The sequence below is a fragment of the uncultured Thiohalocapsa sp. genome (assembly GCF_913062725.1).
In the GTDB taxonomy this organism is placed as follows: Bacteria; Pseudomonadota; Gammaproteobacteria; order Chromatiales; family Chromatiaceae; genus Thiohalocapsa.
Genome location: NZ_CAJXWY010000004.1, coordinates 73,254 through 98,676 on the forward strand (window position 1 = coordinate 73,254; position 25,423 = coordinate 98,676).

The 25,423-nt window shown below is 65.8% G+C and carries 21 protein-coding genes; 12 read left to right on the forward strand and 9 right to left on the reverse strand.

All coding sequences use genetic code 11. The features are described from left to right. Position 1: 1 nt before the first annotated feature. Complete coding sequence (locus tag QZ588_RS01925) at positions 2 to 1,537, reverse strand: YifB family Mg chelatase-like AAA ATPase (RefSeq protein ID WP_295539180.1); 1,536 nt, start codon at positions 1,535 to 1,537, stop codon at positions 2 to 4. 79 nt (positions 1,538 to 1,616) lie between these two features. Further along, complete coding sequence (locus tag QZ588_RS01930) at positions 1,617 to 1,910, reverse strand: accessory factor UbiK family protein (protein WP_295539182.1); 294 nt, start codon at positions 1,908 to 1,910, stop codon at positions 1,617 to 1,619. Positions 1,911 to 2,239: 329 nt separating this feature from the next. Between QZ588_RS01930 and QZ588_RS01935 the strand changes: the two genes are divergently transcribed. The 11 genes from QZ588_RS01935 (at position 2,240) to QZ588_RS01985 (ending at position 12,304) form a co-directional block, all read left to right on the forward strand. Beyond that, entirely contained in the window at positions 2,240 to 2,983 is a 744-nt protein-coding gene (locus tag QZ588_RS01935) for a TorF family putative porin (protein ID WP_295539185.1), read from the forward strand. A gap of 85 nt (positions 2,984 to 3,068) precedes the next feature. Continuing rightward, the gene (locus QZ588_RS01940) at positions 3,069 to 3,407 is read left to right on the forward strand and encodes a P-II family nitrogen regulator (protein ID WP_200239048.1); all 339 of its coding nucleotides are present in this window, start codon (positions 3,069 to 3,071) and stop codon (positions 3,405 to 3,407) included. 25 nt (positions 3,408 to 3,432) lie between these two features. Continuing rightward, the gene (locus tag QZ588_RS01945) at positions 3,433 to 4,704 is read left to right on the forward strand and encodes an ammonium transporter (RefSeq protein WP_295539190.1); all 1,272 of its coding nucleotides are present in this window, start codon (positions 3,433 to 3,435) and stop codon (positions 4,702 to 4,704) included. Positions 4,705 to 5,186: 482 nt separating this feature from the next. Then, positions 5,187 to 6,002: a zinc ABC transporter substrate-binding protein gene (locus QZ588_RS01950; RefSeq protein ID WP_295539192.1), complete on the forward strand. Its 816-nt coding sequence runs from the start codon at positions 5,187 to 5,189 to the stop codon at positions 6,000 to 6,002. Continuing rightward, the gene (locus tag QZ588_RS01955; protein WP_295539194.1) at positions 5,999 to 6,805 is read left to right on the forward strand and encodes an ABC transporter ATP-binding protein; all 807 of its coding nucleotides are present in this window, start codon (positions 5,999 to 6,001) and stop codon (positions 6,803 to 6,805) included. Before QZ588_RS01950 ends, QZ588_RS01955 begins: the two co-directional genes overlap by 4 nt. Then, complete coding sequence (locus QZ588_RS01960) at positions 6,798 to 7,658, forward strand: metal ABC transporter permease (protein WP_295539196.1); 861 nt, start codon at positions 6,798 to 6,800, stop codon at positions 7,656 to 7,658. The genes QZ588_RS01955 and QZ588_RS01960 overlap by 8 nt, the downstream gene beginning before the upstream one ends. 64 nt (positions 7,659 to 7,722) lie before the next feature. Then, complete coding sequence (locus QZ588_RS01965; protein ID WP_295539199.1) at positions 7,723 to 8,178, forward strand: transcriptional repressor; 456 nt, start codon at positions 7,723 to 7,725, stop codon at positions 8,176 to 8,178. Between the two features lie 130 nt (positions 8,179 to 8,308). Further along, positions 8,309 to 8,902, forward strand: a complete 594-nt coding sequence (locus QZ588_RS01970; RefSeq protein WP_295539201.1) for a DUF2796 domain-containing protein — start codon at positions 8,309 to 8,311, stop codon at positions 8,900 to 8,902. Next, complete coding sequence (locus QZ588_RS01975) at positions 8,899 to 9,681, forward strand: ABC transporter ATP-binding protein (RefSeq protein WP_295539204.1); 783 nt, start codon at positions 8,899 to 8,901, stop codon at positions 9,679 to 9,681. Before QZ588_RS01970 ends, QZ588_RS01975 begins: the two co-directional genes overlap by 4 nt. A 162-nt stretch (positions 9,682 to 9,843) precedes the next feature. Further along, entirely contained in the window at positions 9,844 to 11,526 is a 1,683-nt protein-coding gene (ilvD, locus tag QZ588_RS01980) for a dihydroxy-acid dehydratase (RefSeq protein ID WP_295539207.1), read from the forward strand. Between the two features lie 193 nt (positions 11,527 to 11,719). Beyond that, positions 11,720 to 12,304: a hypothetical protein gene (locus QZ588_RS01985; RefSeq protein ID WP_295539209.1), complete on the forward strand. Its 585-nt coding sequence runs from the start codon at positions 11,720 to 11,722 to the stop codon at positions 12,302 to 12,304. A 391-nt stretch (positions 12,305 to 12,695) separates the two neighbouring features. Here the strand turns inward: QZ588_RS01985 and QZ588_RS01990 are convergent, their stop codons facing one another. The 7 genes from QZ588_RS01990 to QZ588_RS02020 all read right to left on the reverse strand — a co-directional run bounded on the left by QZ588_RS01990 (position 12,696) and on the right by QZ588_RS02020 (position 23,844). Beyond that, the gene (locus QZ588_RS01990; protein ID WP_295539212.1) at positions 12,696 to 15,659 is read right to left on the reverse strand and encodes a choice-of-anchor U domain-containing protein; all 2,964 of its coding nucleotides are present in this window, start codon (positions 15,657 to 15,659) and stop codon (positions 12,696 to 12,698) included. Positions 15,660 to 15,719: 60 nt separating this feature from the next. Continuing rightward, the gene (locus QZ588_RS01995) at positions 15,720 to 16,733 is read right to left on the reverse strand and encodes a hypothetical protein (protein ID WP_295539215.1); all 1,014 of its coding nucleotides are present in this window, start codon (positions 16,731 to 16,733) and stop codon (positions 15,720 to 15,722) included. Between the two features lie 57 nt (positions 16,734 to 16,790). Next, positions 16,791 to 17,540, reverse strand: a complete 750-nt coding sequence (locus tag QZ588_RS02000) for a hypothetical protein (RefSeq protein ID WP_295539219.1) — start codon at positions 17,538 to 17,540, stop codon at positions 16,791 to 16,793. Positions 17,541 to 17,544: 4 nt separating this feature from the next. Beyond that, positions 17,545 to 17,880: a hypothetical protein gene (locus tag QZ588_RS02005; RefSeq protein WP_295539221.1), complete on the reverse strand. Its 336-nt coding sequence runs from the start codon at positions 17,878 to 17,880 to the stop codon at positions 17,545 to 17,547. 225 nt (positions 17,881 to 18,105) lie between these two features. Continuing rightward, on the reverse strand, positions 18,106 to 19,236 hold the full coding sequence (locus tag QZ588_RS02010; protein WP_295539224.1) for a hypothetical protein: 1,131 nt from the start codon (positions 19,234 to 19,236) through the stop codon (positions 18,106 to 18,108). Between the two features lie 228 nt (positions 19,237 to 19,464). Beyond that, positions 19,465 to 20,598 carry a lysylphosphatidylglycerol synthase transmembrane domain-containing protein gene (locus QZ588_RS02015; RefSeq protein ID WP_295539227.1) on the reverse strand — a complete coding sequence of 378 codons (1,134 nt, stop codon included), beginning with the start codon at positions 20,596 to 20,598 and terminating at the stop codon, positions 19,465 to 19,467. Positions 20,599 to 20,601: 3 nt separating this feature from the next. Further along, positions 20,602 to 23,844 (reverse strand): UPF0182 family protein, encoded by a 3,243-nt coding sequence (locus QZ588_RS02020; RefSeq protein ID WP_295539231.1) that lies wholly within the window; start codon positions 23,842 to 23,844, stop codon positions 20,602 to 20,604. A gap of 933 nt (positions 23,845 to 24,777) precedes the next feature. Between QZ588_RS02020 and QZ588_RS02025 the strand changes: the two genes are divergently transcribed. Next, on the forward strand, positions 24,778 to 25,416 hold the full coding sequence (locus tag QZ588_RS02025; RefSeq protein WP_295539234.1) for a response regulator transcription factor: 639 nt from the start codon (positions 24,778 to 24,780) through the stop codon (positions 25,414 to 25,416). Positions 25,417 to 25,423: the final 7 nt, after the last annotated feature.

Below are 25,423 nucleotides of genomic sequence, written 5' to 3' on the forward strand. Positions count from 1 at the left end.
CTCAGGCACCCCCGCCGGCGGACGCCGCCGCGCCGCCGCGGTCGAGCCGCCGGTAGCCGATGGCCTCGCTGAGATGCGCCACCGTGATGGCCTCGCTGTCGGCCAGATCTGCGATGGTGCGCGCCACTTTCAGGATGCGGTGATAGGCCCGACCCGAGAGCGACAGTCGGCGCATGGCCTGGGTGATCACCTGCCGGCCCTGTGCATCCAGGACACAGTGTTGCTCCAGCGCGCCGGCGGCGAGCGCCGCATTGGTGCAGCCGGCGCGCTCCATCTGACTGGCCCGCGCCTGCTCCACCCGCGCCCGCACCAGGGCACTGGGCTCGGCACCCTCCGGGCGCGCGATGAGTCGCTCCGCCGGCAGCCGCGGCACCTCCAGCTGCAGGTCGATGCGATCGAGCAGCGGACCCGAGATGCGCGCGCGGTAGCGGGCCACCTGCTCCGGCGTGCAGCGACAGCGGCCCTGGGGATCACCGAGATAGCCGCAGGGGCAGGGATTCATCGCCGCCACCAGCTGGAAGCGCGCCGGGAACTGCGCCTGCCGCGCGGCGCGGGAGATGTGGATGTGCCCGGATTCCAGCGGCTCGCGCAGCACTTCCAGCACCCGCCGGTCGAACTCCGGCAGCTCGTCCAGGAACAGCACACCCTCGTGCGCCAGCGAAATCTCACCGGGCCGCGGCGTGCTGCCGCCGCCCACCAGCGCCACCCCGGAGGCGGTATGGTGCGGCGCCCGAAACGGGCGCTCGCGCCAGTTGGCCGGATCCACCTCGGCCTGACCGCTGACCGAGCGGATGGCGGCCACTTCCAGCGCCTCGGCATCGTGGAGTCTGGGCAGGATGCCGGGTAATCGGTTCGCGAGCATGGATTTGCCGGTGCCGGGCGGGCCGATGAGCAGCAGGCTGTGGCCGCCGGCGGCGGCGATCTCCAGTGCCCGCTTGGCCTGCCCCTGGCCCTGCACCTCGGCGAGATCCGGGTAGGTCGCGGCCTGACGCTGAACGGCGGGGGCGCGGTGGGGTGCGATGACGGCGTCGCCATTGAGATGGGCGCAAACCTCCAGCAGGTGCTCGGCGGGCAGGATGTCCAGCCCCTCCACCAGGGCCGCCTCGTCGGCGTTGGCGCGCGGCAGCACCAGCGCGCGGCCGGCGGCGCGGGCGGCCAGCGCCGCCGGGAGCACCGCCGAGACCGGTCGCAGGGCACCGGTGAGCGCCAGCTCGCCCAATAGCTCGAGCCGCGCCAGCGCATCGGCGCGCAGCTGGCCCGTCGCCCCGAGAATACCAACGGCGATGGGCAGATCGAAGCGTCCACCCTCTTTCGGCAGGTCCGCCGGTGCCAGGTTGATGGTGACGCGCCCGGCGGGGTAAGAAAAGCCGGCGTTGGCGATGGCGCCACGCACCCGATCACGACTCTCCCGCACCGCCAGCTCGGGCAGTCCGACGATGGCGGTGGCGGGCAAGCCGCCCCCCGCGTACACCTCCACCGTGACCTCCGGCGCGCGAATCCCGTCGCGGGCGCGGCTATGCAGGATGCACAAGCTCATGGGGCAGGCGCGAGGTCACGCGGCGGCGCACCGACTCCCCGATGGCCGGCCGCCGGCGCCGGGCAGCGGGCGTCGTCGTCTAGTGATCGGCACCGGCGGCGGGGTGATCGGCGTCTGCGCCCGTCGCTTCGGTTTTGAGTGCGGCTTCCAGCTCGGCGACGCGTGCGGTCAGCGCCTCCAATTTCGCACGGGTGCGCGCCAGCACGGCGGCCTGGACATCGAATTCTTCCCGCGTGACCAGGTCGAGGCGACCAAGGCCGCTTTCCAAGGTGGACCGAAAGCCACGACTGAGATCCTCCTGCAACGCACGCACCCCCTCCGGCAGGGTCTCGGCGAGGCGGTGTGCGAGATCATCGAGATGGTTCGTCGGCACAGTACGAGCTCCTGTCAAGTCAGCGTCGGCGCGATCCGACACCGCGCAGTATAGCCGTCGGATCGGTTCAGCGTCGCCCCCGGAAACGCACAACAAGGGTGCACCAAACAGCCGCATGCCTCACGACGATGCGCGCAAATGGTGCAACACGCTGTTGCGTTTACAACACAAAAATCCCGAATTGGTATGTTTTTCGGCACATCCTTAGCCTTGGCACGGTCTCTGCATTGGGTGATGACCTGTAGCCGTCGATTGTGCCGACCACATCAGTCAGGTCAAGGCACCTTCCGGTTTCAGCGTCTATTTAAAAAAATCGAGGTGTACTCCAAATGACTGCGTCGACCCGCTCCCTGTTCAACCGCACAGCCAGCGCCAGCATCATCGCCAGCACGCTGACCGCCGTGTCCGTGCCAACCACGGCCCAAGAGATGGAAATCACTGCCAACATCGGTGTCGTGTCCAATTACATCGTGCGAGGTGCCACCGCATCGAACAGCGACGCCGCCGTCCAGGGCGGCCTGGACTTGACCGTGGATGGCTTCTACGCGGGCACCTGGGCCTCGAACCTGGGCGGCGGCGGCTCTGAAGTGGACTTCTACCTGGGCTACGACTTCGAACTGCCGATAGAAGGGGCGACCATCGGCGCCAATGCCATCTACTATGTGTACCCAGAGGCAGCCGATACCAGCTACGTGGATATCGGGCTCTTCTTTGGTTACGAATTCTTCTCCGCCGGCATTCAGTACACACCCTACAGCGGCAACGGCAACGAATATTTGTATGTCGACGGCGACTTCTACTACAGCGTAGGCCTGTCCTTCCCGCTGCCGAACGACTTCGGCTTCGATCTGCGCGGCGGCTACTACGACTTCAAGAACAAGGCACCGAATCCGAACGATCCCACCGAGCTCGTCACCGCCGACCGCTACAACTACGGCGCCAGCATCATCAAGGATACGGGCGATTTCGGCACCTTCAGCTTCAACGTCGACGCCATCGGCGACCCACGCAAGTACTACACCGGCGTCAACCGCGATCCCCAGGTCTGGGTCGGCTGGTCCAAGACGTTTTAAGATCCGCGCCGAGCTGTCTTCCGGCAGCTAGCATCACCGGACCGACATGGCTCGGCATCCCCCACAACCCTACGGAGCGCAACCCATGAAGCTGATTTCAGCCATCATCAAGCCGTTCAAGCTCGACGACGTCCGCGAGGCGCTCGCCGACATCGGCGTCTCCGGCATCACCGTGATCGAGGTCAAGGGCTTCGGCCGACAAAAGGGCCACACCGAGCTCTATCGCGGCGCCGAGTACGTCGTCGACTTCCTGCCCAAGATCAAGGTCGAGATCGCCGTCGACGACCCCCTGGTGGATCAGGTGATCGAGGCCATCACCGGCGCCGCCCAGACCGGCAAGATCGGCGACGGCAAGATTTTCGTCGCCGACCTCGAGCAAGTTATCCGCATCCGTACCGGCGAGACCGGTCCGGACGCGCTCTGAGCGACCCCACGGAGGCATCGATCTGATGGAAGAACCAACGATTCAACTCGCTTACGCACTCGACACCTTCTACTTCCTCATGTCCGGCGCGCTGGTCATGTGGATGGCCGCGGGCTTCGCCATGCTCGAGGCGGGCCTGGTGCGCGCCAAGAACACCGCCGAGATCCTGACCAAGAACGTGGCGCTGTTCGCCATCGCCTGCATCATGTATATGCTGATCGGCTACGGCATCATGTACCCGGCGGGCGGTAACGGCGTCGTGCCGGAGATTTCCTGGACATTCATGTTCATGAATGCCAGCGCCGACAACGCCGTGGACGCCGTGCTGGCGAGCGATGGCGACGTCTACTACGCGGGCCTGTCCGACTTCTTCTTCCAGGTGGTGTTCGTGGCCACCGCCATGTCCATCGTCTCCGGCGCCGTCGCCGAGCGCATGAAGCTCTGGGCCTTCCTGCTGTTCGCCATCGTCATGACCGGTTTCATCTATCCCGTGCAGGGCTACTGGAAATGGGGCGGCGGCTTCCTGGACGGCCTCAACTTCCAGGACTTCGCAGGCTCCGGCGTGGTGCATCTGGCGGGTGCCTCGGCGGCGCTGGCGGGCGTCATCCTGCTCGGCGCGCGCAAGGGCAAGTACGGCAAAGACGGCAGTATCAACGCCATCCCCGGCGCCAACCTGCCGCTGGCGACCCTCGGCACCTTCATCCTCTGGCTGGGCTGGTTCGGCTTCAACGGCGGCTCGCAGTTGGTGGTGTCCAACATCAGTGACGCCAACGCCGTGGCCGGCATCTTCGTCAACACCAACATGGCCGCCGCCGGTGGCCTGGTGTTTGCGCTGATCACCGCCCGGCTGCTGTTCGGCAAGGCCGACCTCACCATGGCGCTGAACGGCGCACTCGCCGGCCTGGTGGCCATCACCGCCGAGCCGCTGACGCCCACCCCGCTGGCGGCGACGCTCATCGGCGGCGTCGGCGGCGTCATCGTGGTGTTCGCCATCGTCACCCTGGACAAGCTGCGCATCGATGATCCGGTGGGCGCCATCTCGGTGCACGGCGTCGTCGGCATGTGGGGCCTGCTGGCCGTGCCCATCACCAATGCCGACGCCGGCTTCGGTGCTCAGCTCATCGGCCTCATCACCATTTTCGCCTGGGTCTTCATCACCTCCTTCATCGTCTGGCTGCTCATCAAGCTGATCATGGGCATCCGCGTCAGCGAGGAAGAGGAGTACGAAGGCGTGGACGTGGGCGAATGCGGCTTGGAAGCCTACCCCGAGTTCATGGGCGCTCGCGGTAGCACCTGACGCTACCGTTCAGGGACGACCGCGCACGGATGCGCAATCATGCTTGCAGCGGGGCCTTCGGGCCCCGTTTTCGTTGGCTCATCCCCACCAGCGCCCGGGCGTCGGAAGCACCAGCACGGTGACGCTTTTACGCCCTCCGAACGGCATCGCAGCGACGGCCGCGCGCTTGTCCTGATTGCTCACGTCCTGACACGCTGCGGCTGACGGGCGACGATCAGTTGTCGTCGACCGCGCACCGCGCTGTATTGTTATACTATTACATGTGGCAGCCAGCCGACGGCGGGGCCTGCCATCGAGGCACGCGATCTTACCCTTGTTGAGCGACACAAAACATGGCTCGTCAATGCGCCGCTCCCCTTCCTTCCCGTGGCCGCCGGTGCCACATCGGGCGCTGTCTCCGGGTCTTGTGCGCCCTGTGGCTGTGCATGGCTGCGGCATCCATCGCAGCTGCGCCGGCGCGCGCTCATGAGCTGTCTGTGTTCGTGAGCGTGCTGCCGCTGGCCACCTTCGCCGAGCGTATCGGCGGCGAGCGCGTCGAGGTGCACACCATGGTGCAGCCGGGACACAGTCCCGCCACCTATGAGCCGACGCCGCGGCAAATCACGGCCCTCGCCGGCGCCGATCTGTATCTGCGGGTGGGTGCGCCCTTCGAGGACGCCTGGATGAAGCGCATCCATGCCACCAATGCGGACATGCGCGTCGTGGACCTGCGCGCCGGCCTGCAACTGCGCCCGCAGCCGGATCATGACCATGCTCACGATCATGGCCATGAGCATCACGGCCGGGGCGGACCGGCCCTGGATGCCCATGTCTGGACCAGCCCGCGGCTGGCTCGACGGATGGCGGTGACCATCCGCGACACCTTCACCGAGCTGGACCCGACGGGCGCCGACACCTACGCGGCCAACCAGGCCGAATTCGATGCGGCGCTCGCCGCGCTGGATGCCGAGCTGCAACGGCGCCTGAGCCGCCTCGGGAATCGCAGTTTTCTCGTCTACCATCCGGCCTGGGGCTATTTCGCCGACGCCTACGGCCTGACCCAGGTGCCCATCGAGCGGGAGGGCAAGGAACCGGGCGCCCGCCGGCTCGCGGCGCTCATCGATCAGGCGCGGGCGGAAGACGCCAGACTGATCCTGGTGCAGCCGCAATTCGACCAGCGCGCCGCCGGCCAGGTGGCCCGTGCCATCGGCGGCCGGGTGGCAACGGTGGATCCGCTCTCGCCCGACTATGCCGTCACGCTGCGTCGGCTCGCGGATATCCTGGTGACGGCCGACGGCGGCGGGCAGCAGGCGCCATGAACGACGCTGCCGCCACCAGCACGCCGGCCGCCATCGAAGTCGCGGGCCTGTGCTTCGCCTACGGCGAAGTGCCGGTGCTCGAAGACGTCCACCTGACGGTCGCCCCCGGCGAATTCCTCGGCGTCGTCGGCCCCAATGCCGGCGGCAAGAGCACACTCCTGAAGCTGATCCTGGGGCTGCAGAAGCCCAGCGCCGGGCGCATCCGCGTGTTCGGCGAGCCGCCGCGGCGCGCGCGCAAGCGCAGCGGCTATGTGCCCCAGTATCCGGGGTTCCCCCGGGACTTCCCCATCAGTGTGGAAGACGTGGTGCTCATGGGCCGCTTCGGTCTCGGCTGGCGGCTCGGTCCCTGGACGCGGGCCGACCGCCGGGCGGCCGCGGCGGCGCTGCGCGAGGTGGAGGCCCTGGACTTGCGCGAGCGCCAGATCGGCACCCTCTCCGGTGGTCAGCTGCAGCGGGTGCTGCTGGCGCGCGCCCTGGTGGGAGAACCGCGGCTGCTGATCCTCGACGAGCCCACGGCGAACATCGACCAGCGCCTGGAGGGCGAGATCTTCGAGCTGCTGGCGCAGCTGAACCGCCGGCTGACCATCGTCGTTGTCTCCCACGACATCGCCTTCATCTCGGCGTACGTGAGCCGGGTGGCCTGCCTGAATCGCACCCTGGTGTGCCACACCACCGACAGCATCGACGGTCAGACCATCCAGGATCTCTACGGCGAGCACGTGCGCCACATCCATCACGCGCACGACCAGAGCGAGCCGCTGGCCACCGCCGCCGCCGGCGGGCAGCAACACGGCCATGGCTGAATTCTTCACCGCACTCGGCGCGCAGGCCTTCCTGCGCCAGGCCCTGCTGGCGGGTCTGCTGGCCAGTCTGGGCTGCGGGCTCATCGGACCCTTCGTGGTGGTCAAGCGCATCGCCTTCCTGGCGGGCGGCATCGCCCACTCCGTGCTGGGCGGCATGGGGGCGGCACTGTATTTCGGCTTCGACCCGCTGCTGGGGGCCCTCATCGCCGCGGTGGTCTCGGCGCTGCTCATCGGCTGGGTGCGGCTCACCTGGCGCACCCGCGAGGACACCGCCATCGGCGCGCTCTGGGCCATCGGTATGGCCGTCGGCATCCTGTTCATCTCCCGCACACCGGGCTACACCACGGATCTGATGAGCTTTCTGTTCGGCAATATCCTCCTGGTCCCGACCCGCGAGCTCTGGTTCATGGCGGCGCTGGATCTGCTGCTGCTGGTGGTGGTGGGTCTGGGTTATCGCCACTTCATCGCCGTCACCTTCGACGAGGAATTCGCCCGGCTGCGCGGGCTGCCGGTGGCGGTGCTGTATCTGTTGCTGTTGGTGCTGGTGGCGCTGACGGTGGTGTTGATGATCCAGGTGGTGGGCCTGATCCTGGTCATCGCGCTGCTGACCCTCCCCGCGGCCGTCGCCGGGCAATGGACCCACTCCATCACCGCCATGATGGTCACCGCCACCCTGCTCGGCGCTGGACTCACCAGCGCCGGGCTGGCATTGTCCTATACACCAGACCTACCCCCCGGGCCCACCATTATCCTGCTGGCGGGGGCGCTCTATCTGGTCTCGGCACTGGTGGCGGTGGCACTGCGGCGGCGGCGGATGGTGTCGGCGGGCGGCGGTGCCAAGACGCAGACCTGAGCCGGTGGTCCCGAGCGCGCCGTCATGACGCCGACCCGCCACTGCAGAAACCATTGACGCGCCGATGGACGAAAACACTCTCAGCCACGCCCTGAGCCGCGCCGAGACCCTGTGCCACCAGCGCGGGGTGCGCCTCACCAAGCAGCGCCGGCGGGTGTTGGAGCTGGTCTGCCGGGCGAACCGACCCGTGGGCGCCTACGAGCTGCTGGATCAGCTGCGCGATCAGGGATCAGCAGCGCCGCCCACGGTGTACCGGGCGCTGGACTGGCTGTTGGCCCAGGGCCTGGTGCACAAGCTCGAGACCCTGCACGCCTACATCGGCTGTACCCATCCGGAGCACCCGCATGCGAGCCAGTTCCTGATCTGCAACGGCTGCGGCGGCGTCACCGAGCTGGAAGACCAGGCCATCGCCGGCAGCCTGGCGTCGGTGGCCGCCGAAACCGGCTTCCGGCCCTCGCGGCCGGTGGTGGAGGTCATCGGCACCTGCTCGGACTGCGCCGAGAAACACCGGGATACATGAGGCGGACGGCACCACAGGGTCCGGTATCGAGCCAGCATCGACGTCGGCATGCATCGCAACAGCGATGGTAGTGCCGATCACGAGTGCGATGGTCATTTTCACTGTTGTTCTGTCGTAGAGAGGGCGAACCATGTCTGCGCGACCCAACCAACCCCATCGCAGCCGCTGGCTGTTGCTGACCCTGCTGATCGCCGCCGCCGGGCCCGCGGCCGCCGGCGCGGATCACGACCATGGCGACCATGATCATCACCATGGCCACCGCCAGCACGACGCCCATGTGCACGGTGTCGCGGCACTCAACATCGCCGTCGATGGCGATCTCCTGCTGGTGGAGCTCGACACCCCGGCCGCCAACATCGTCGGCTTCGAGCATCCGCCGCGCAACGAGGCCGAGCGCACGGCCATCGCCGAGGCCCGCGGGCGCCTCGCCGACGGCGCCGCGCTCTTCATGACCAACGCCGGCGCCGAGTGCGTGCAGATGTCGCATCAGGTGCGACTCGACCTCGGCAGCCCCGGGGATCACGCCCACACCGACGGCGAGATCCATGCCGACGCCCATGGCGAATGGGCCTTCACCTGCGCCAAGCCGGCCGCCCTCAGCCAGCTCGACGTGCGGCTGTTCGAGGTCTTTCCGGGCAAGGACAAGCTGCGGGTGCAGCTGATCACGCCGAGCGGGCAGCGCGGCGCCGAGCTCACCCCGGACAGCCATCGACTGGACCTGTGACCGCCGCCGCGGCGACCGCGCCGCCGGACCTGTCAGCGCCCATCGTCCAGCTCGAGGGCGTGCGCTTTCGCTGGCGCCGCAAGGGGCCGGATATCCTGGCGCTGGATGCACTCACCGTCGCCCGCGGCGAGCGCCTCTTCATCGAAGGTCCCAGCGGCAGCGGCAAGAGCACCCTGCTCGGCCTGCTGGCCGGGATCACGGTGGCGCAGGTCGGTGTGGTGCGGGTGCTGGGCGAGAGCCTGTCGGCGCGCACCGGCACCGAGCGGGATCATTTCCGGGCCGATCACATCGGCTACATCTTCCAGCAGTTCAACCTCATCCCCTACCTTGGCATCATCGACAACGTGCTCCTGCCCTGTCGCTTCTCGGTGCTGCGCCGCGAGCGCGCACTGGCCCGCGCCAAAACCCTGCGCGCGGAGGCCAAGCGCCTGCTCGGTCATCTGGATCTCGCCGACCCGGTACTGCTGCGCCAGCCGGTCACCGAGCTCAGTGTCGGCCAGCAGCAGCGCGTCGCCGCCGCCCGCGCCCTCATGGGCGCACCGGAGCTCATCATCGCCGACGAGCCCACCTCAGCGCTGGACACGGATCGCCGCCGCGCCTTCGTGCAGCTCCTGTTCGACGAATGCGCCGCCACCGGCGCGACGCTCATCTTCGTCAGCCACGACGCCGCGCTGGAGCCGCTGTTCGGGCGCACGCTGCGACTCGCGGCGGCGAACCGCGCCGCCGGCGGTGCGCGGCAGCTCGGTGCTCAGGTCGGGAGTGGGTATCGTTCGTCATGAACGAACAGTAAGCGCGGAAAAAATCATTGGAACGATTGATTCGCTACGGCTAGCTTGTCGTTCCTCGCAGCCTGGCAGGACGCTCACCACAATTCCCGCAGGCCCGCCGCCGGCACCCGCCTCGGCCCACTCAATCCAGCAGATCCCATCCAGAGGTCCATTATGAACAAGCAGCTGAACCGCTACAGCAGCCGCGTCACCCAGCCCAAGGCCCAGGGCGCCTCCCAGGCCATGCTCTACGCCACCGGCCTCACCGAGGAGGATCTGGGCAAGCCCCTCATCGGCATCGCCGGCGTCTACCTGGAGGGTAACCCCTGCAACATGCACATGCTGGATCTCGCCACCGAGGTGAAGGCCGGCACCGACGAGGCCGGCCTGGTGGGCATGCGCTTCAACACCATCGGCGTGTCCGACGGCATCAGCATGGGCACCCGCGGCATGAGCTATTCGCTGCAGTCGCGTGACCTCATCGCCGACTCCATGGAGACCGTCTGCGCCGCCCAGTGGTACGACGGGCTCATCGCCCTGCCGGGCTGCGACAAGAACATGCCGGGCTCCATCATGGCCATGGCACGGCTCGACCGCCCCGGCATCATGGTCTACGGCGGCACCATCCGCGCCGGCCACGGCCACTCCGGCCAGCCGCTGGACATCGTCTCGGCATTCCAGAGCTACGGGCAGTACATCGCCGGCACCATCAGCGAGGACGAGCGCCAGGACATCGTCCGCCACGCCTGTCCAGGCCCCGGCGCCTGCGGCGGCATGTACACCGCCAATACCATGGCCTCAGCCATCGAGGCCCTCGGCATGTCCCTGCCCTACAGCGCCTCGACCCCGGCCACCGACCCGGCCAAGTCCGAGGAATGCCGCCGCGCCGGCGCGGCCATGCACAACCTGCTGGCGCACGACATCAAGCCCAGCGACATCATGACCCGCGCCGCCTTCGACAACGCGCTGGCGATGGTCATGGCCCTCGGCGGCTCCACCAACGCCGTGCTGCACCTCATCGCCATGTCCCGGGCCATCGGCGTGAACCTGACCCTGGAGGACGTGCAGGCGGCGAGCGACCGCACGCCCTACCTCGCCGATCTCAAGCCCAGCGGCCGATATGTGATGGAGGACCTGCACCGGGTGGGTGGCACGCCGGCGGTGATGAAATACCTGATGTCCTTTGGGCTGATGCACCGCGACTGCCTCACCGTCACCGGCCATACGCTGGAAGAGAACCTCGCCGACCTGCCGGGCCTGGATGCCGACCAGCAGATCGTCATGCCGGTGACCAAGCCCATCAAGGACACCGCTCACATCCAGATCCTCAAGGGCAACCTCGCCCCGGCGGGTGCCGTGGCCAAGATCACCGGCAAGGAGGGGCTGCAATTCCAGGGCCCGGCGCGGGTCTTCGATGCCGAAGAGGACATGCTCGCCGCCCTGGAAGCGGGCAGCATCCAAAAGGGCGATGTCGTGGTCATTCGCTACGAGGGCCCCAAGGGCGGCCCCGGCATGCCGGAGATGCTCACGCCCACCAGCGCCATCATGGGCGCCGGCCTGGGCAAGGACGTGGCACTCATCACCGACGGGCGTTTCTCCGGCGGCTCCCATGGTTTCATCATCGGCCATGTCTGCCCCGAGGCTCAGGAGGGCGGCCCCATCGCGCTGCTTCAGGACGGCGATATCGTCACCATCGACGCCGGCGAGCGCATCCTGGCCGTGGACGTGGACGACGCGGAGCTCGAGCGCCGCGCCGGCGCCTGGCGCATGCCGCCCTACAAGGCCACCCGCGGCACGCTCTACAAGTATATCAAGGCCGTGCAGCCGGCCTCCGAGGGGTGTGTGACGGATGAGTAGGGAGAACAGGGCACGTCCCTGTCGCCACCGTTTTCAGGCTCCACGTGGTCGCAGGCCGCGCAGCCGCCGGCGGGGGACGCCGTGAATACGTCCCTGTAGGCTTCACGACCGCATCCCTGCGGTCGAGACCCCCGCCAGCGGCTACCCGGCCTGCTTGGGTGGTTGCATGGTCGCAGGCCGCGCAGCTCGGCGATTGGCACAGCAGCGCCCTCTGCCGCCGAACGATCGTTTTTGCCAGCCTTGTGATACAGGGGATGAACGACTACCTTCGCAGTACTGGCAACCACCGGAGATATTCGCCATGTCGCGTTTGCATGACCGCCTGACAGCGTCGATCGCTTCACCATTGGCACTGCTGGCGCTGGCGCCTGCACTTACCCTCGCAGATCCACCCCCCGCAGAGCCGCTCGTCGCCGAGCCTATGCTCATCGCCACGATCCTGGAGGATCCTCGCCCGGGGACGCGGGTGCAGATTACTGCGACCCTCCTGCACGACCTTGGTGACAATGAGGTCCTGGTTGAAGACGCCAGTGGCCGGATCATCGTCGAAGGCGGCCCCACCTGGTATCACCGCATCACCTTGCCCGCCGACGAGCCGTTGCTGATCGACGGCGAGGTGGAAATCGAAGACGCCGATCAGCCGACGATCGACATCTACCGAGTCGTTCGCGCCGATGGGAGCGAGCTGCGCATCCGTCCAGAGCAGGGTGCCTCGCCCTGGTCCGGTCGCTCGGCCACAGCCGCCTCGCCCATCGCCGAGCCACCCGCGTGGCAATAACGCCTTAGGCCCAAGGCCCAAGGCCAAAGGGCCATTTGTGCGTGCATCTTCCCCGGCGGGTGGAAACCCACCCGCCCCCAGTCTTCTTCCTCCCAGTCTTGCTACCGGTCTGCACGAAGTGGCCGCTCGCAATCGGTCCCTGCGCAAAAACCAGGCGGGCTTGGATAGCAGACACGCTCCAGCCGGGCTGCGGCCCTTCATAAGCGCCGCAAAAAGCGTCCCGGTTCCACTGGAGTCGCCGTGCGCAGGCAAGTGTTGGTTAGGGCTGGCGCACCCAGTGTGGGCTGGGTGCAAGCGCCGGGGGGGCGCAGCCGACGCACCCAGCGCGATTGGTTATACCGGGTGCAATGCAGGCGTTGCGCCCGCATTGCACCGGCTGCTCGCCGAGCGCTTAAGCGCCTGTCCGTCGAGGCCCGCTGAACACGGCCACTGCCAGGCCCAGCAGGCCTGCGAGCAAGGCCATCGCGGGCCAGCCGAGTGCCGGGATCGGAGTTGCAGCGAGCACGACGTTGAGCGCCACCGGATCGAAGATGTAGCTCTCCCGGTCGTCGAAGTCGTAGGGGCCATTATCCTGGATCGAGAAGGTCACGAGCGATCCACCCTGGCCATCGCTCTCCACGCGCTCGATCAGGTTGGGCGCATCTTCGACATCCTTCAGCAGGCTCAGCACGTCGGCGGGTGCCGCCGGGAATCGCAATGAGAGATAGATCACTGATTCCGGCTCGCCGTTCTCCGCCGTAAAGGACACGAGGCCGTCCGGGAAGTTGGCCCCCACCGGCAAGAACTGGGCATTGGCGGCATCGGACACCTCGATGTTGGTGAGCGCCCAACCGTTGCGGGGCGGATCCAGTTGCTCATCCGCGGGATCCAGCACCGAGATCGCAACCTCGCCCCCAGCCTGGGAGTAGCTCACCAGCCGGAAGCCGCGGTCGCCCTCGTACACCACCCGGGGCTGCGCCCCGGGCACGGCGGGATCAGGCGATGTCAGGCCAAGCAGCGCCACGGTGTCATCCGTGCCGTCGGCGTCCGTATCCAGGAGTGCTTTCACCAGGAAGGCGTCTTCGTAGGCGGCTTGGCGCAGTTCCGGCTGAGGCAGCTGCAGCTCCAGCACCTGGCTGCCATCGGAGAGCACATCGCATTCCGCAACCACTTTGCGGACCACGCCGTCGCGGTAGGCGAAGATGCCATCGAAGCCGCCACGATCAGACCCCTGGCCGTAGTACGGACTGTCCGTGCTTGCGCAAGCGCCGCCGGCACCGGAGAAGGTCTGGCCCGTCATGGCGTTGAAAAACACCGTGCCGTCGTCCGTCACCACGACCGTGGCACCGAGCTCCCAGAACTCGAAGCCGTCGGCTTCGGTCACACCGGTCAGTGTGGCGTCGTCCTCGTCGGCGAAGACCGCCGCCGCGGTTTTGTTCCGGGCGATCTCGGTCAGACCCTCGGTGGAGCGGACGTAGATGGCCTGGCAGGTGTCGCCTGGGTAGTCACGTCCAGCGGCTTCCAGCTGTTTTGACGGGAAGTCACCGAATTCACCCGTATGGACCGACTCGCATGGGAAGGGATCGCCAAGGGCGGTCGCGACGCTCGAATAGTCTGCCGCTGGAAAGGGGTTGTCGCCTTCTTCGCCGGCGGTGCTGTTATAGGGGGTTTCGAGCCCCGCTCTGAAGGCAACCAGGCCCACGCCGGCATCGAAGTGTGGCGTCGCACCCTCGATGCGGGAGAATCCCGCGGGGCTCTTCGACCAGAAGTCCACCACCGTCTCCGTTTGACCCGTCGACGGTGTCCACGCCTTGATGGCGCCGCCCTCGATGTAGCGATTCTCGAAGGGTCCCAACAGGTTCGACGCGTTCACGGTAAACGCCATCGGCCCGACACGCGAGCCCACCACCTCCGTGGAGCCGGAGATTGCGACGGTCAACTCGCCTGCACCCGCTCCTGCGATGATGGCGTCGGCGTCTTCGTTGGGCATGCAAAACGCATTACCCTTACCCAGGATGCGGAGGGCCCAATCCGCTTTGTCCAGGCTGCTGCCACCCGCCTTTGCGAGGATTGCACAGCCATAGAAGTCTGAGCGGCAAAAGATGGAGAAGCCGTCAACACGCGTGCCCGATAAGCGAAGTTCCAGGGCCGAACTGTAGCCGTACTCACCGGCCTGAACCTCGCCAAACTCAGGTTCAAAGTCGGGGTCGGGCTCGACGTCCTCGGCGGCCGCCAGCGTTCCGGTCAGCTGAAAGCATCGCCGCTCCGTTGGATCAACAATCCGAATCACCGTGTCGTCGTCATACGCGGCCGCCTCGCGATACACGACACGGTCGTCCGCCGCGATCAGCGGCGAAGCGGCCTTCGAGACATCGCCGCCACTCATCGCCACAATGGCCGGCGTGCCCTGGGCGTCGACATGCAGGATCGCGCTGTTGACACGCAGGTTCGCATCACGTGCGAGTGTCTCGCCGATGGTATAGCCCGGCGGCGTCACCTGCAGGGCGCCGTCGACGACCAGCGCACCGTCGGCCGCCACCATATCGGCGGAGTGGCTGATGGCGTCGACATAGGTCAGACGCGCCCGGGCGTCGGGGAGGAAGGGGTGGTCGGCGCCGATCAGTGCGCCGTCCACCGCAAAGATATCGGGCGCATTGCCAGCCTCGGACAGCCGGTCGCCCTGGAGTACGGCCTGGCCCTGAGCGATGCCGGTGTCGTAGGGAATGCGGAACACCGCCTGCTGAGCCAAAGGATCATCCGGATAAAACTGGCATTCCCGCCCCGGCCCACGGACAACCTGCCCCCCGATCACGACATGGCCACCATCCCCAATCTGGGGCCAGGGTTCCAGACTGTCGTTATACCCACTGCGGTTATCACCGCAGAGGGTATAACCGTCGACCACATCATCGGTGCCCGCCAGGGGGCGAATATCCGCCGCCCGCGAGCCGACATAAAAGCCTTGCCATCCATCCTGTGTACTGATCTGCCAGACGGCCTGGCCGTGGTTGTTCATGTGCGGGTTGGAGCCCAGGCCGTTCATGGTGCCGGTATAGCTGCCGCTGGCATTGGTCACGGGGTCGCCGACGCGCTGCAGTACCTCTTCGACCAGCTGGAAGGAACGGCCCACACGGGTGGGTCGCCTGATCACCAACTCGGCCTTGTCCGCGGTGTCGGGCGCCTCGCGCCCGTACAGTGCCCGACCCTCGCTGCGCAGCACGTAATTACCGCGGTCGTTGCCGCAATGATTGCTGGCGTTTCTCAGATAGTCTTGTGTGCACGCATCGATTGCCATGGCCGATGGCTGCCAGAAGGCGGCGCCCACGGTCACAGTCGCCAGCGCCACGGCATTCGCAATGCTCGTTTTACTGCTCATACTATCGCCTCTTTGTTGATGCTCGTTGATCGCACGAAGCCTCGCCTGCCATGACAGGGCCTACCACCACCGCTGCTCGCCCCTGGAGACGACGATATCCCATCCGGAGAATGTCTCATCGTCCAGGGCACGCTTCCCATCCGGGCCGGATACGATGCCCAACTGTCCAAAGATGTGGTGGATTTTTCCGCCCTCCAGCATCACCCCGTGCTCGGGCAGCGCCAGCGCCACGAAGGGTGCCTCCTGCGGGCGGGCGTACAAGGCCCGGCGGTCGTGGTCACGCCCCTCGAGACTGCCGAGGTGATGCAAGTGTAGGTCGGTGAGCTCGATCCCGCTCACGCCGTCGGCCACCACCAGGCCGCTGCCGGCAGCGGCGCGGATGTGCGGCGACGCCAGGCGGATGCCGCTGACGCCGCCCTCGATGGACACCACGGGGTTGCTGTAGCCACCGATCACGTTCAGGCCTTCGAGATGCCAGTGATCACGGGCGATGGACACCAGCGGCCCCCAATCGTCGTGGTGGCCGGCGGCGACCGGGTCCCCCGGCTGCGGCCCGATCAGCTCGGCGTTGCTGGTGAAGTGCACGGTGATGGGGGCCTGCGCCGTACCGGCGGCCACATCGTTGCCGATGCGCAGCGGGCCCTGGTAGCGCCCGGAGAGCACCACCAGGCGATCGCCGGGCTGCAGTTGCGCGAGCGCATGGCTCAGACTCCGCCAGGGGTCATCGCGGGTGCCGCTCCCTGGTGCGGCGGTGGTGTCGCCGGCCTTGACGAAACGATCGCCCGGCGCCAGATCATCCGCGCCGAGATAGCGGCGGGGCACCTCATCGGCGGGTATCACGGCGGCTTTGGCCAGTTCCACCGGCACGGCGCTGAGGGTCTGCACCTCGACCCGGGCGCCGGCGGGCGCGCGCAACGCCTGCGGGCGCTCGTCGCCGCGCGGCGCGGCCGCCAGGGCCGCCGACAGGGCTTCGAGGGCCTCACTGCGCTCGTGCAGCGCCATCGAGCGCTGGTAAAACAACAGCACCGAGACAGCGCACAGCAGCAGACCCAGTGTCAGGAATACAAGTCTCATGATGTTACACCCTCCACGACTGCCCGTGTGTGGCATACCCCGCCATGACTTACGGCGCTAGTCGCCCGCCCCGTCGGCGGGCCTGCAGGCAGGCATGATCGCCGGCGCACCCGCCTCCAGCGCATAGGCCAGCAAGTTCCAGTGGTGCGGTGAGTTGCCCCGCCCGGGGCGGCCCGATGAGCGAAAAGACCCCGTGCGCTCGTAGCGAAACATGACGCCATCCGACTGTGGCACCGTCGGCAGGTGGGCTTGCGCTTGCCAGGTGCGCTCGAAGCCGCGTCCGATCTCCGGCACGGCCCGCCAGTCGATGGTGCTGCCGGGCACCCAGGCCGGTACCTCGCCGACGATGACACCGAGCCCGGGGCGGTCGCTGGTGATGAGCGGGTGGCGGCCATAGCGATCTTCGGCGACGACGAGCTGGGGCCGATCCAAATAGCGGCATGCGCCGCCGGCCTGATCCTGCAGCAGGACGCCCGCAAGTGCACCATCGGCGTCGACGGCGGTGACGACACTGCGCATCGTGCCCGAGCGCGGCTCGCTCCACTGGTAGACGGCCTCCGGGGCCAGACCGGCCGGCAGTAGCCCCGGCGCCGCCTGGTCGGATGCCGGCGAGACCCGCAGCCGGGAGTCGGGCAGCAACTGCCCCGGCGGCACCAGCTCGCCCGACGCGCGGAACACGAGTACCGGCGAGTGTCTGCACAGGTCCGCCGCGCAGGGTGTATCGTCGCCGGCGGCGGCGAACACCGGGCTCAGCCCGGCGATGCAGCAACCGAATACTGCGGCAGGGAACCAATGGCTGCGACGCACGGTCTCAGCGCCCCGCTTGCGCGCTTTCGTCGACGCGGGAGCTGCAGGTCTGCAGCAAGCGCTTTTGCTCGGCGTCGAGCTCCCCCGCCGCCACTGCCCTGCCACTGACCCGTGCGATGCAGGCGACGGGCGCATTCGTCGGCGCCGCCACGCAGTCTGACAGTGCGGCCAGCACCGGGCTGCCCGCCGGCACGCGCGCCTGCTCGAAGCAGGATGCATAGCCGCCGTCTGCGCCCTGCGCTGCCTGCGCTGACGCCGGCACCTGTGCCATTGCGGCCAACAGCATCGGTGCGACGATACCGGAGAATAACCAGCGCTTGCCCAACAATGGAATAGTCATTATCACAGCCTCATCAGTTTACGGATACGCCAGGCGATGTCGACGATTCCGGTTCGGCCATCGACCAGCCCTGCCTCACCCACTACGCTCACACGGCGCTAGACGATAGCGCGCACCTGTCACGCATCAAGACGCCAGCGCCGCTGCTTACTTCAGCGCCCGGCTCATCCGGTCGCATCCAGCTCGAGCCGCGCGATTTACCGAGTGTGCCACAGAACGCTCACCCTAACGTGTCCGACCTTCAACCACACTGAAGAACGCATCCAGAACGGTTTGGCGCAATGACGCCGACGCCGTGGCGAGCGTTTTGTTGATCACAACCAGTACCGCCAGCGCATAGTGCGGGGGCAGATGCTCATCGGCGGTTGGCACGGCCAGCCAGCCGACATCAGCGCGCATCCCGTTGCTTGACAAAATCGCTTTCACCTCAGACGGCGAGCGCCAGCCGCCGTCGCTCTTGAACTTGGAGACATTGTTTGTCAAGAAAACAGGAGGGATTTCTGTCGCCTCACTTCTTGCCACTGTCTGTTCATTGGTACGCTGCCTCATCTTCTGCGTCAGCCGGTCGACATAGTGCGCGGGCAATGACGGATCGAAGACCTTGGCAACCTTTTCACACACGTGATACGTCAACAGGCTGCCAGGTGCACAAGCGAAGGCCCGATCGCGGTTCGCCTTTAATTGCGGCAGAATCTGAAACAACGTTGTGGTCACCAGGATATGAGACAGTAGGAGCAACGCATCGCCCGCGCCAGGACTCAACGCAAAGAACTGCGGCAACGACCAGTTTTTGACAAAGAGCGCGTAGGCAATGGTGGTTACGCCCAAGGTAAAGAATTGCCGCGCCCCCACATAACCCTGTATCGACCGCTCATGCAGCAGATCTTTGACGAGAAACGGCCTGAATCGATCGCCGTGCATCTCCGGCGGATCACCTTTGGCCATGAAGCGCGCAGCCTGCCCGCCCTCCAGGTAATAGATCAACGCCAGACAAATCGCATAGCCCCCTAGCTGGGACAAAGCCAGGAGACTCGGATCGCTTGTCCAGTAGTCATAAAACCCTGCCAGCAGGAGCACACTCGAGCAGATCAACAGCAGAAACATGGCCCCGCCCAAAATTTTACGCACGACCGCATTGGCCGACTTGAGTGTCAGACCCTCGGCGGTATGTTCTTTGAGGGATGCTGCGTGCTCCGGCTGCGCTCCTGTAAACAATTTTTCGATGTTGGCAAGTAGATCGCACATGCGTGCGTGGTCGTCGCCCGATAATGAGCTTAGGATTAAACGCTCGTACGGCTGCGTCTCTCCCGCTCTGGCGAATCTCGCCTCAAAAAAGCAAGTCAGGTGGTCTTTCATTTTTGTCGATCGTAACCGCTCTCTGCTAACCCCCGCTGCCGACGCTGCGGTTTCGTCGACACTTTTTCCCGGCGGGGTTGTCTAGACAAGGTGCTGGTCGCGGCCGCCACGAGACATGACGATGCCGCTTCGCCGCGAAGCCAGCTGTAGATGCAGCGTCGCGAGCATGACCGTCAGTGCCAAAGGCGAAACCGGCATCGCGGATGCTCCGGCTTCGCCCATGACAGCCTAACCGTTGGATGCCGCGTCATCGCCCGCGCGGGAAAAGCGCCCGAGCACCGCCCCGACATCTGTCTCAACTCCGTAACTCAGACGCACGGCCAGTGTCATCAGTGCACTGATCAGGTAGCGCACGAGCCCGTAGAGGAGTGCGATAGTCGCCGATTCCGGAAACCCAAGTCCGCCCAGGTATAACGCGGCTGCGAAGCCCCACTCGAACTGGCCGATGCCGCCGGGAGTCAACGGGATCAGACGTGCAATGTAGCCACCCACCAGCGCCATGATCAGCAGCGAGAAATCCACGTTGAGAATGACGTTGTCGGAAGTGAAGGCCATGACGGTGAGGTAAGCCGCCACATGCTCCAGCGAGAACGCCAGGATGGACAACAGGCTCCACTGCACCAAATGCAGCGGGTCACGCGACAGGGCCGTCAGGGCGCTGCGCAGCTGCCGCCAGAGGGGTTGGCTGGCCACGTCATGCGCGCTCGGCCGGGTACCACGCATGAACAGGAAAAGGATGAAGAAAATCACCAGTCCCCAGAAAATCTGGGTCAGCCAGGTGCCCCATCCCAGTGCGATCAGGCCGACGATGGCGTAGAACAGGATCTCGAAGCCGAAAAACAGCCGGAGCATGAACAACGCATTGAGGGCATTGCGGAGACGCTGTCCCTGACCCGCGAGCACCTGCGCCGTGGCCAGCTCGCCGACGTTGTAGGGCAGCAGACTGTTCAGGCCGACGCCGTAGTAGAGCGCGCGGGTGTGGGCGCCGAATCCCCCGGCGACACCACAAAACCGGGCCAATCCGTGAAACTGTACCGCCTTCACCAGCCAATAGATCAGCAGCAGCATCACCACGACGAACATCAGCCGCCAATCCACCGGATCTTGTGAGAGCAGATACAGCTCCACCTCGGGAATGCCGTGCACGAAGCCCATCTGCATGTCGTGGTACTTGATGAAGCCGCCGGAGATCAGGGCATCCAGCAGGCGTGTGTTCGCGAGCACATTCCAGACGCCGGCCACATCCACCAAGGCGACGATCAAGCCGGCGGCGATGAGGTAAGACAATAGTAATGTGCCAATCAGGTCACCGACACGGTTACCGGCGCCGGCCTGCTGGGTTGTGGAGGTCTTGATGGACATGATTCAGTTCTCCAATCCGCGCTGCGCAGCGCTGCCGGTTGACGAAGCCCCGGAATTCGTCGCACCGACGCCGGGCAGGGGGAACGGACGCGCATAGCTTGGCGGGCCGTAGGCGGGCGGAGGGTAACCTCCATAAGCAGGCATGGGGGCGTAGCCACCGCGATAGGTGGGCGGTGCATAGGCAGACGCGCGCGGCGCTACCCTGTACACCGGCGCGGACGCCGCCTGTGCGGGCGCCTGTGGGGATGATTCCGGCGGGGATGATTCCGGCGGGGATGCCTGTGCTGCGGATGTCGCTGCAGCCGGCGCCTCCGCGGGCCGGCGCATTGCGGCAGCGGCACGGCTCTCACCGGCGTCGACGCCAGATACCTCGCCGCCCGCTCTCGGCGGTGCCGCCGCCGGCGCAGGTGCGTCATACACATCCGCGTCCATACGGGCTGAGACGCCTGCGGTCTTGCCGTTCTCATGCAGGGCGAGCACCTCCCGGATACCGTCTTCGAGGGTGTCGCCCAGCGCCACCTTGCCGCGTAACACAACCGCAACCTTCTTGAGTTGGCTCACGGGATTCTGCTCGGAGCGCAGGAAAATCGGCTCCACATACAGCACATCGTCGCCGCCGGAGTGGCTGATGGGCAGCAGCAGCGTGTGGCCGCGGATGACTTCCATACCGCGGCGGTTCCACCAGGAGAGCTTTTGCGAGATCCCGGGCTCCTGATCGATAATGGCGTCGGCCTGCTCGGGCCCCATCACATAGGTGCCCTTGGGCACCTGCAATACCATCTTCTTGCCGTAGTCTGGCCAGTCCTGGTAGACGATCGGGATGGCGCGCAGATTGAGCGCCTTCTCGGGCGTGAAGACCATGGCCATGGCGTATTGCACCGCCTCCTCGGACGCCGGCAGCGTGCCGCCGCCGGTGGGTAGCAGCAGCGAGTAGGGCTCGATGGAGAAGGTGATCGCCTTACCACTGTCGAGCACCGGCCCCAACACCTCGTCACCGTCGTCCCACATGTCTTCCAGATTGAAGAAGTACATGGGGTCATCCATGTGGTAGTAGATATAGAGGTCGTCGAATTGCAGATGGAATAGTTGCACCGAGTAGGTGAGCTGGCTGCGTACACCTTCAGGCATGGCCTGCACCGACGCAAATAGCTCGGGATAGACCGCCGCCCAGGTCTTGATCACCGGTTGATCGCTGATCTGGTAGAACTGGACGCGACCGTCGTCGGCATTCACCGTTGCCTTTACCGAATCCTCGACGTAGTTGACCCAGCGGGTCGGCCGCGGGAAGGGGGTACGCTCATCGGACTTGTCGCCGAGCTCACTACGCATGCTGTAGGGATACCGATCGGTGGTGCTCAGCGCGTTGACGATCCAGGTGAGCTGGCCATCGGCGACGACGGCGTAGGGGTTGGTATCGAAGTAGAGGAAGGGTGCAACCGCCTCGAGGCGATCGAGGGGTGTGCGGATGTAGTGGACGCGCGTACGGTCGGTGATCAGGTCACTGAACAAGAACTCGCTCAGGCGCCCGCTGCGCCAGCCGAGCACCAACCGCTTGAGGAATGAATCCAGATAGATGCCGGTGCGGACGTCCTCCGGCAGCAGCAACTCGGCCCGATCCTGCTCGGTGGGGTAGTCCAGTTCCTTCATTTGGTCGACATTGCTGAAGGCCATGGTCTCGGCGCCCTCGCCGTAGTACACCCGTTCGTTGTCGAGCGCCAGCACCTCGTCGGTCACCTTGCCCGGGATATCGAACGACACGAACGCCGGCGTACCCTCTTCGGTAACTTCCCCTGCGTACGCCATCGCGACACCAAAGCCGTGGGTAAAGAGTACATAGCGCTGCCCCCAATAGTTGAGCCAGGGGACGGGCTCGAACAGGGGCAGCTCGCGCACCGCACTGACCAGCATGCGCTTTTCGCCACCGAGGTAATAGCGGACATTGTCTACACTCAGAAACCGATAGTAGGCCCGCAGCTTCTGCTCCTGCTGAAAGATATCCAAGGTCGGGCCGTAGATCATGGCATCGCCACCGGTCTGGACGATGCGCTCGGCATGCTGCGGATCGAGCAGCCGTTCGAGATACGACTGGAAGCCGGGCCACAGCGGTGCATTACGCACCGTCGTGCTGGCCAGCAATTCCTCCACCGAGGGCAGCGGCGCATCCTGGCCGTTGGGCATGAAGTCGATGGCCTCGATGTCTTCGAGCCCATAGGCGGCACGGGTGGCCTCGAGGTGACGGGCGATGTACGGCAGCTGCACCACAGGCTCGTTGGGCTTCACGGCCACCATATCGCGCAGCTCGACGCCGGCCTTGAACGCGAAATCGAGTGTCAGCAAACCCACCAGCAGCGCCGCCGCCAGTCCCCAGCGGACGCCGGAGTGTGACGGTGCGTCGTCGGCCTCGGCCTGCGCCGCTCGCGCCAGTTGCGTGAGCAACAGGACGATGGCGATGGTGATGCCGATGATCACCAGGGTGGTGACGTTGATGTAGTTGAGGTTGGAGAACAGGCCGGTCACGTCCAGCACGTCCGCGCCGGCGTGGACGCTCGAGTCGGCGTTGTCCCACACCACCGCGTCGTAGCGTCCGAGCCAGACGCCCACAGCGCCGGTCAGGCCCACCAGCACCACGCCCAAACGCACGGGCCAGGTGGCGATGCTGCCCAGGAATGCGCTGAGCTGGCTCAGGTGCGGCGCGGGCTCGTTGCGCTCGCGCACGGCGAAGGCGCAGGCGATGGCCGAGCCGAGGAACACCAGGGCTGCGCCGAGCGTGAAACTCCATATAACCCAGAGATAGGGCAGATCAAAGACATAGAAGCCCAGATCGTGACCGAACACCGGGTCGTCTTCGCCGAAGCTGATGGCCTGCGTGCCGAACAGGAAATCGGCGTAATGTAGCGCCAGCATGTAAGCAGCGACGGTTGCGAGCAGGAAGCCCGGCGCCATGATCCAGCCGCGCGAGCGCAGGGGGTGCGCGAAGGCAGGTGCCCAAGCCGCCGCCGCGAAGCCGACCAGCGCTACCACATAGAGCGTTGCACCCGTGGAGAAATTGGTCCAAAACACGGACTGCAGATCCAGGCTCTCCATCAGCCAGTAATGGCCCAGCAGCACGCTGATACGATCCAGTGTGAAGAGCGCGACCAGGATGGAGGCGACCGTGACGGCCCGGTTCCAAAGACGCTGCCCGGAGGGCGCCGAGGGCGGGGCCATCAGCGCCGCGTCGTTGCTGGCAGTGTTACTGCTCATCATGTCTCATGCTCATGTCGTTGATTAATTTTGCGCCTATTATGTGGTGATGCCGCGGAATAATGCCGCTGGTGATTGACAATCTCACCCGCACGTACAGGATCTGATGACGCTGGACGAAGCGCTCAGATGTAGTGCCCGATGCTCGACGCTCGATGCTCGAATGGATACTTGTTGTTGTATGCTTAGCTGGCGTCACCTCACCAACGGTCCATGCGATATCCGTAAGGCGCCGCGATCATAGAGCACCATATCTTGATCCGCAACTCCGGTTTCCGCCGATGAGCCCTGTCGGATGCACTCAGTACTGAGTGGCGCGCCACCCGGCATGGCCTAATTGCATGCGCAGAAACGCTCTTCGGATGTTGTTATGGCCGCATCAATTGTCTGAACGGCAGTCCGGTCCATCGTGTGCAGGGCTAACAGGGCGCTCGGTCTCATAGCTGCCTGTCTCGTTTGCCGGTCTTCTGACACAAGCGTTGAGCACGAGCGAGACTGAACGTGAGCGTCTCGTCATCGGACAGTCTAGGGATGAGTGATTAACGGCGGGTTAATGGCAGCGGCTTTCAGCCGCTGTCAGCAAAGGCTTTCCTACGCTTTCCCGGGTCTTGCTGTGAGGAGACCAGCCAAATCGTATCTGACACAGGCTCAATCTTTCACGATTTGTGCTTTACACCAGCCGCACAATCATCGGTGGATGCCCTACCCCAGAAGAATATCGCGCACCACGCCTGCCGCGATAGCCCATGACTATGGGTGAAGTGGACTACCGCTGTGGCCGCCGGAGCGCCGGTGAAGCGAAGGCTGGCGAAGACGTCGCTCCTGTGTCACCAGTGCGCTCACGGGCTTGGCGAACGTCGGACGGAGTTTTACCATCGTCGCATGACAAGCCCGTTGGTCTGCGGATTCTCGATGCCGAACACTTCGACGAACGCCATGCTTCACGCCCTGCTCGTGGAAGACGATGTCGTGTTTCGACGCACGCTGGCGGAGGCGGTGGCGGGGCTGGGCACCAATTGGGCGACGCACGCCTTCGGCAATGGCCACGACGCCATCGCCTTCTGCGCGCAGGCTGCTTGTCCGGACTTGGCCCTGGTGGATCTGGGGCTCCCGGACTGTAGCGGCGTGGAAGTGATACGCGCCCTGGCTCAGCAGTGTCCGCGCACGCCGGTGATGGTAGTGTCGGTGTTCGCCGACGAGGCCCGCGTGTTGGAGGCCATCCGCGCCGGCGCCTTGGGCTACATCCTCAAGGGCGATCCTAGTCTGCTCATCACCCAGGCCGTCGAGCAGTTGCTGGCGGGGGTATACCCCCTGAGCCCAATGCTGGCCAATTATCTGTTCAAGCTGGCCCGTCCGGGGCTAACGCCAAGCGACCCGAATGCGCCACGCCTCACCCCGCGCGAGACGGAGCTGCTGGCGCTGATCGCCGATGGCAACAGCTACGCGGAGTGCGCCGAGGCCATGGGTATCGCCCTGTCGGGCGTGCAGACCCATGTGCGCAACCTCTACCGCAAGCTCGGTGCACACTCACAGTTGCAAGCGGTGAAGCGGGCACGCGATCAGGGGCTTTTGTGATCGCGAG

Coding starts and splice junctions, on each gene's coding strand:
- QZ588_RS01990 (WP_295539212.1), bottom strand. CDS start 15,659: ATGAGCAGTAAAACGAGCATTGCGAATGCCGTGGCGCTGGCGACTGTG.
- QZ588_RS02020 (WP_295539231.1), bottom strand. CDS start 23,844: ATGATGAGCAGTAACACTGCCAGCAACGACGCGGCGCTGATGGCCCCG.
- QZ588_RS01965 (WP_295539199.1), top strand. CDS start 7,723: ATGGACGAAAACACTCTCAGCCACGCCCTGAGCCGCGCCGAGACCCTG.
- QZ588_RS01940 (WP_200239048.1), top strand. CDS start 3,069: ATGAAGCTGATTTCAGCCATCATCAAGCCGTTCAAGCTCGACGACGTC.
- QZ588_RS02005 (WP_295539221.1), bottom strand. CDS start 17,880: ATGACTATTCCATTGTTGGGCAAGCGCTGGTTATTCTCCGGTATCGTC.
- QZ588_RS01945 (WP_295539190.1), top strand. CDS start 3,433: ATGGAAGAACCAACGATTCAACTCGCTTACGCACTCGACACCTTCTAC.
- QZ588_RS01925 (WP_295539180.1), bottom strand. CDS start 1,537: ATGAGCTTGTGCATCCTGCATAGCCGCGCCCGCGACGGGATTCGCGCG.
- QZ588_RS02010 (WP_295539224.1), bottom strand. CDS start 19,236: ATGAAAGACCACCTGACTTGCTTTTTTGAGGCGAGATTCGCCAGAGCG.
- ilvD (WP_295539207.1), top strand. CDS start 9,844: ATGAACAAGCAGCTGAACCGCTACAGCAGCCGCGTCACCCAGCCCAAG.
- QZ588_RS02015 (WP_295539227.1), bottom strand. CDS start 20,598: ATGTCCATCAAGACCTCCACAACCCAGCAGGCCGGCGCCGGTAACCGT.
- QZ588_RS01955 (WP_295539194.1), top strand. CDS start 5,999: ATGAACGACGCTGCCGCCACCAGCACGCCGGCCGCCATCGAAGTCGCG.
- QZ588_RS02025 (WP_295539234.1), top strand. CDS start 24,778: ATGCTTCACGCCCTGCTCGTGGAAGACGATGTCGTGTTTCGACGCACG.
- QZ588_RS01960 (WP_295539196.1), top strand. CDS start 6,798: ATGGCTGAATTCTTCACCGCACTCGGCGCGCAGGCCTTCCTGCGCCAG.
- QZ588_RS01995 (WP_295539215.1), bottom strand. CDS start 16,733: ATGAGACTTGTATTCCTGACACTGGGTCTGCTGCTGTGCGCTGTCTCG.
- QZ588_RS01935 (WP_295539185.1), top strand. CDS start 2,240: ATGACTGCGTCGACCCGCTCCCTGTTCAACCGCACAGCCAGCGCCAGC.
- QZ588_RS01970 (WP_295539201.1), top strand. CDS start 8,309: ATGTCTGCGCGACCCAACCAACCCCATCGCAGCCGCTGGCTGTTGCTG.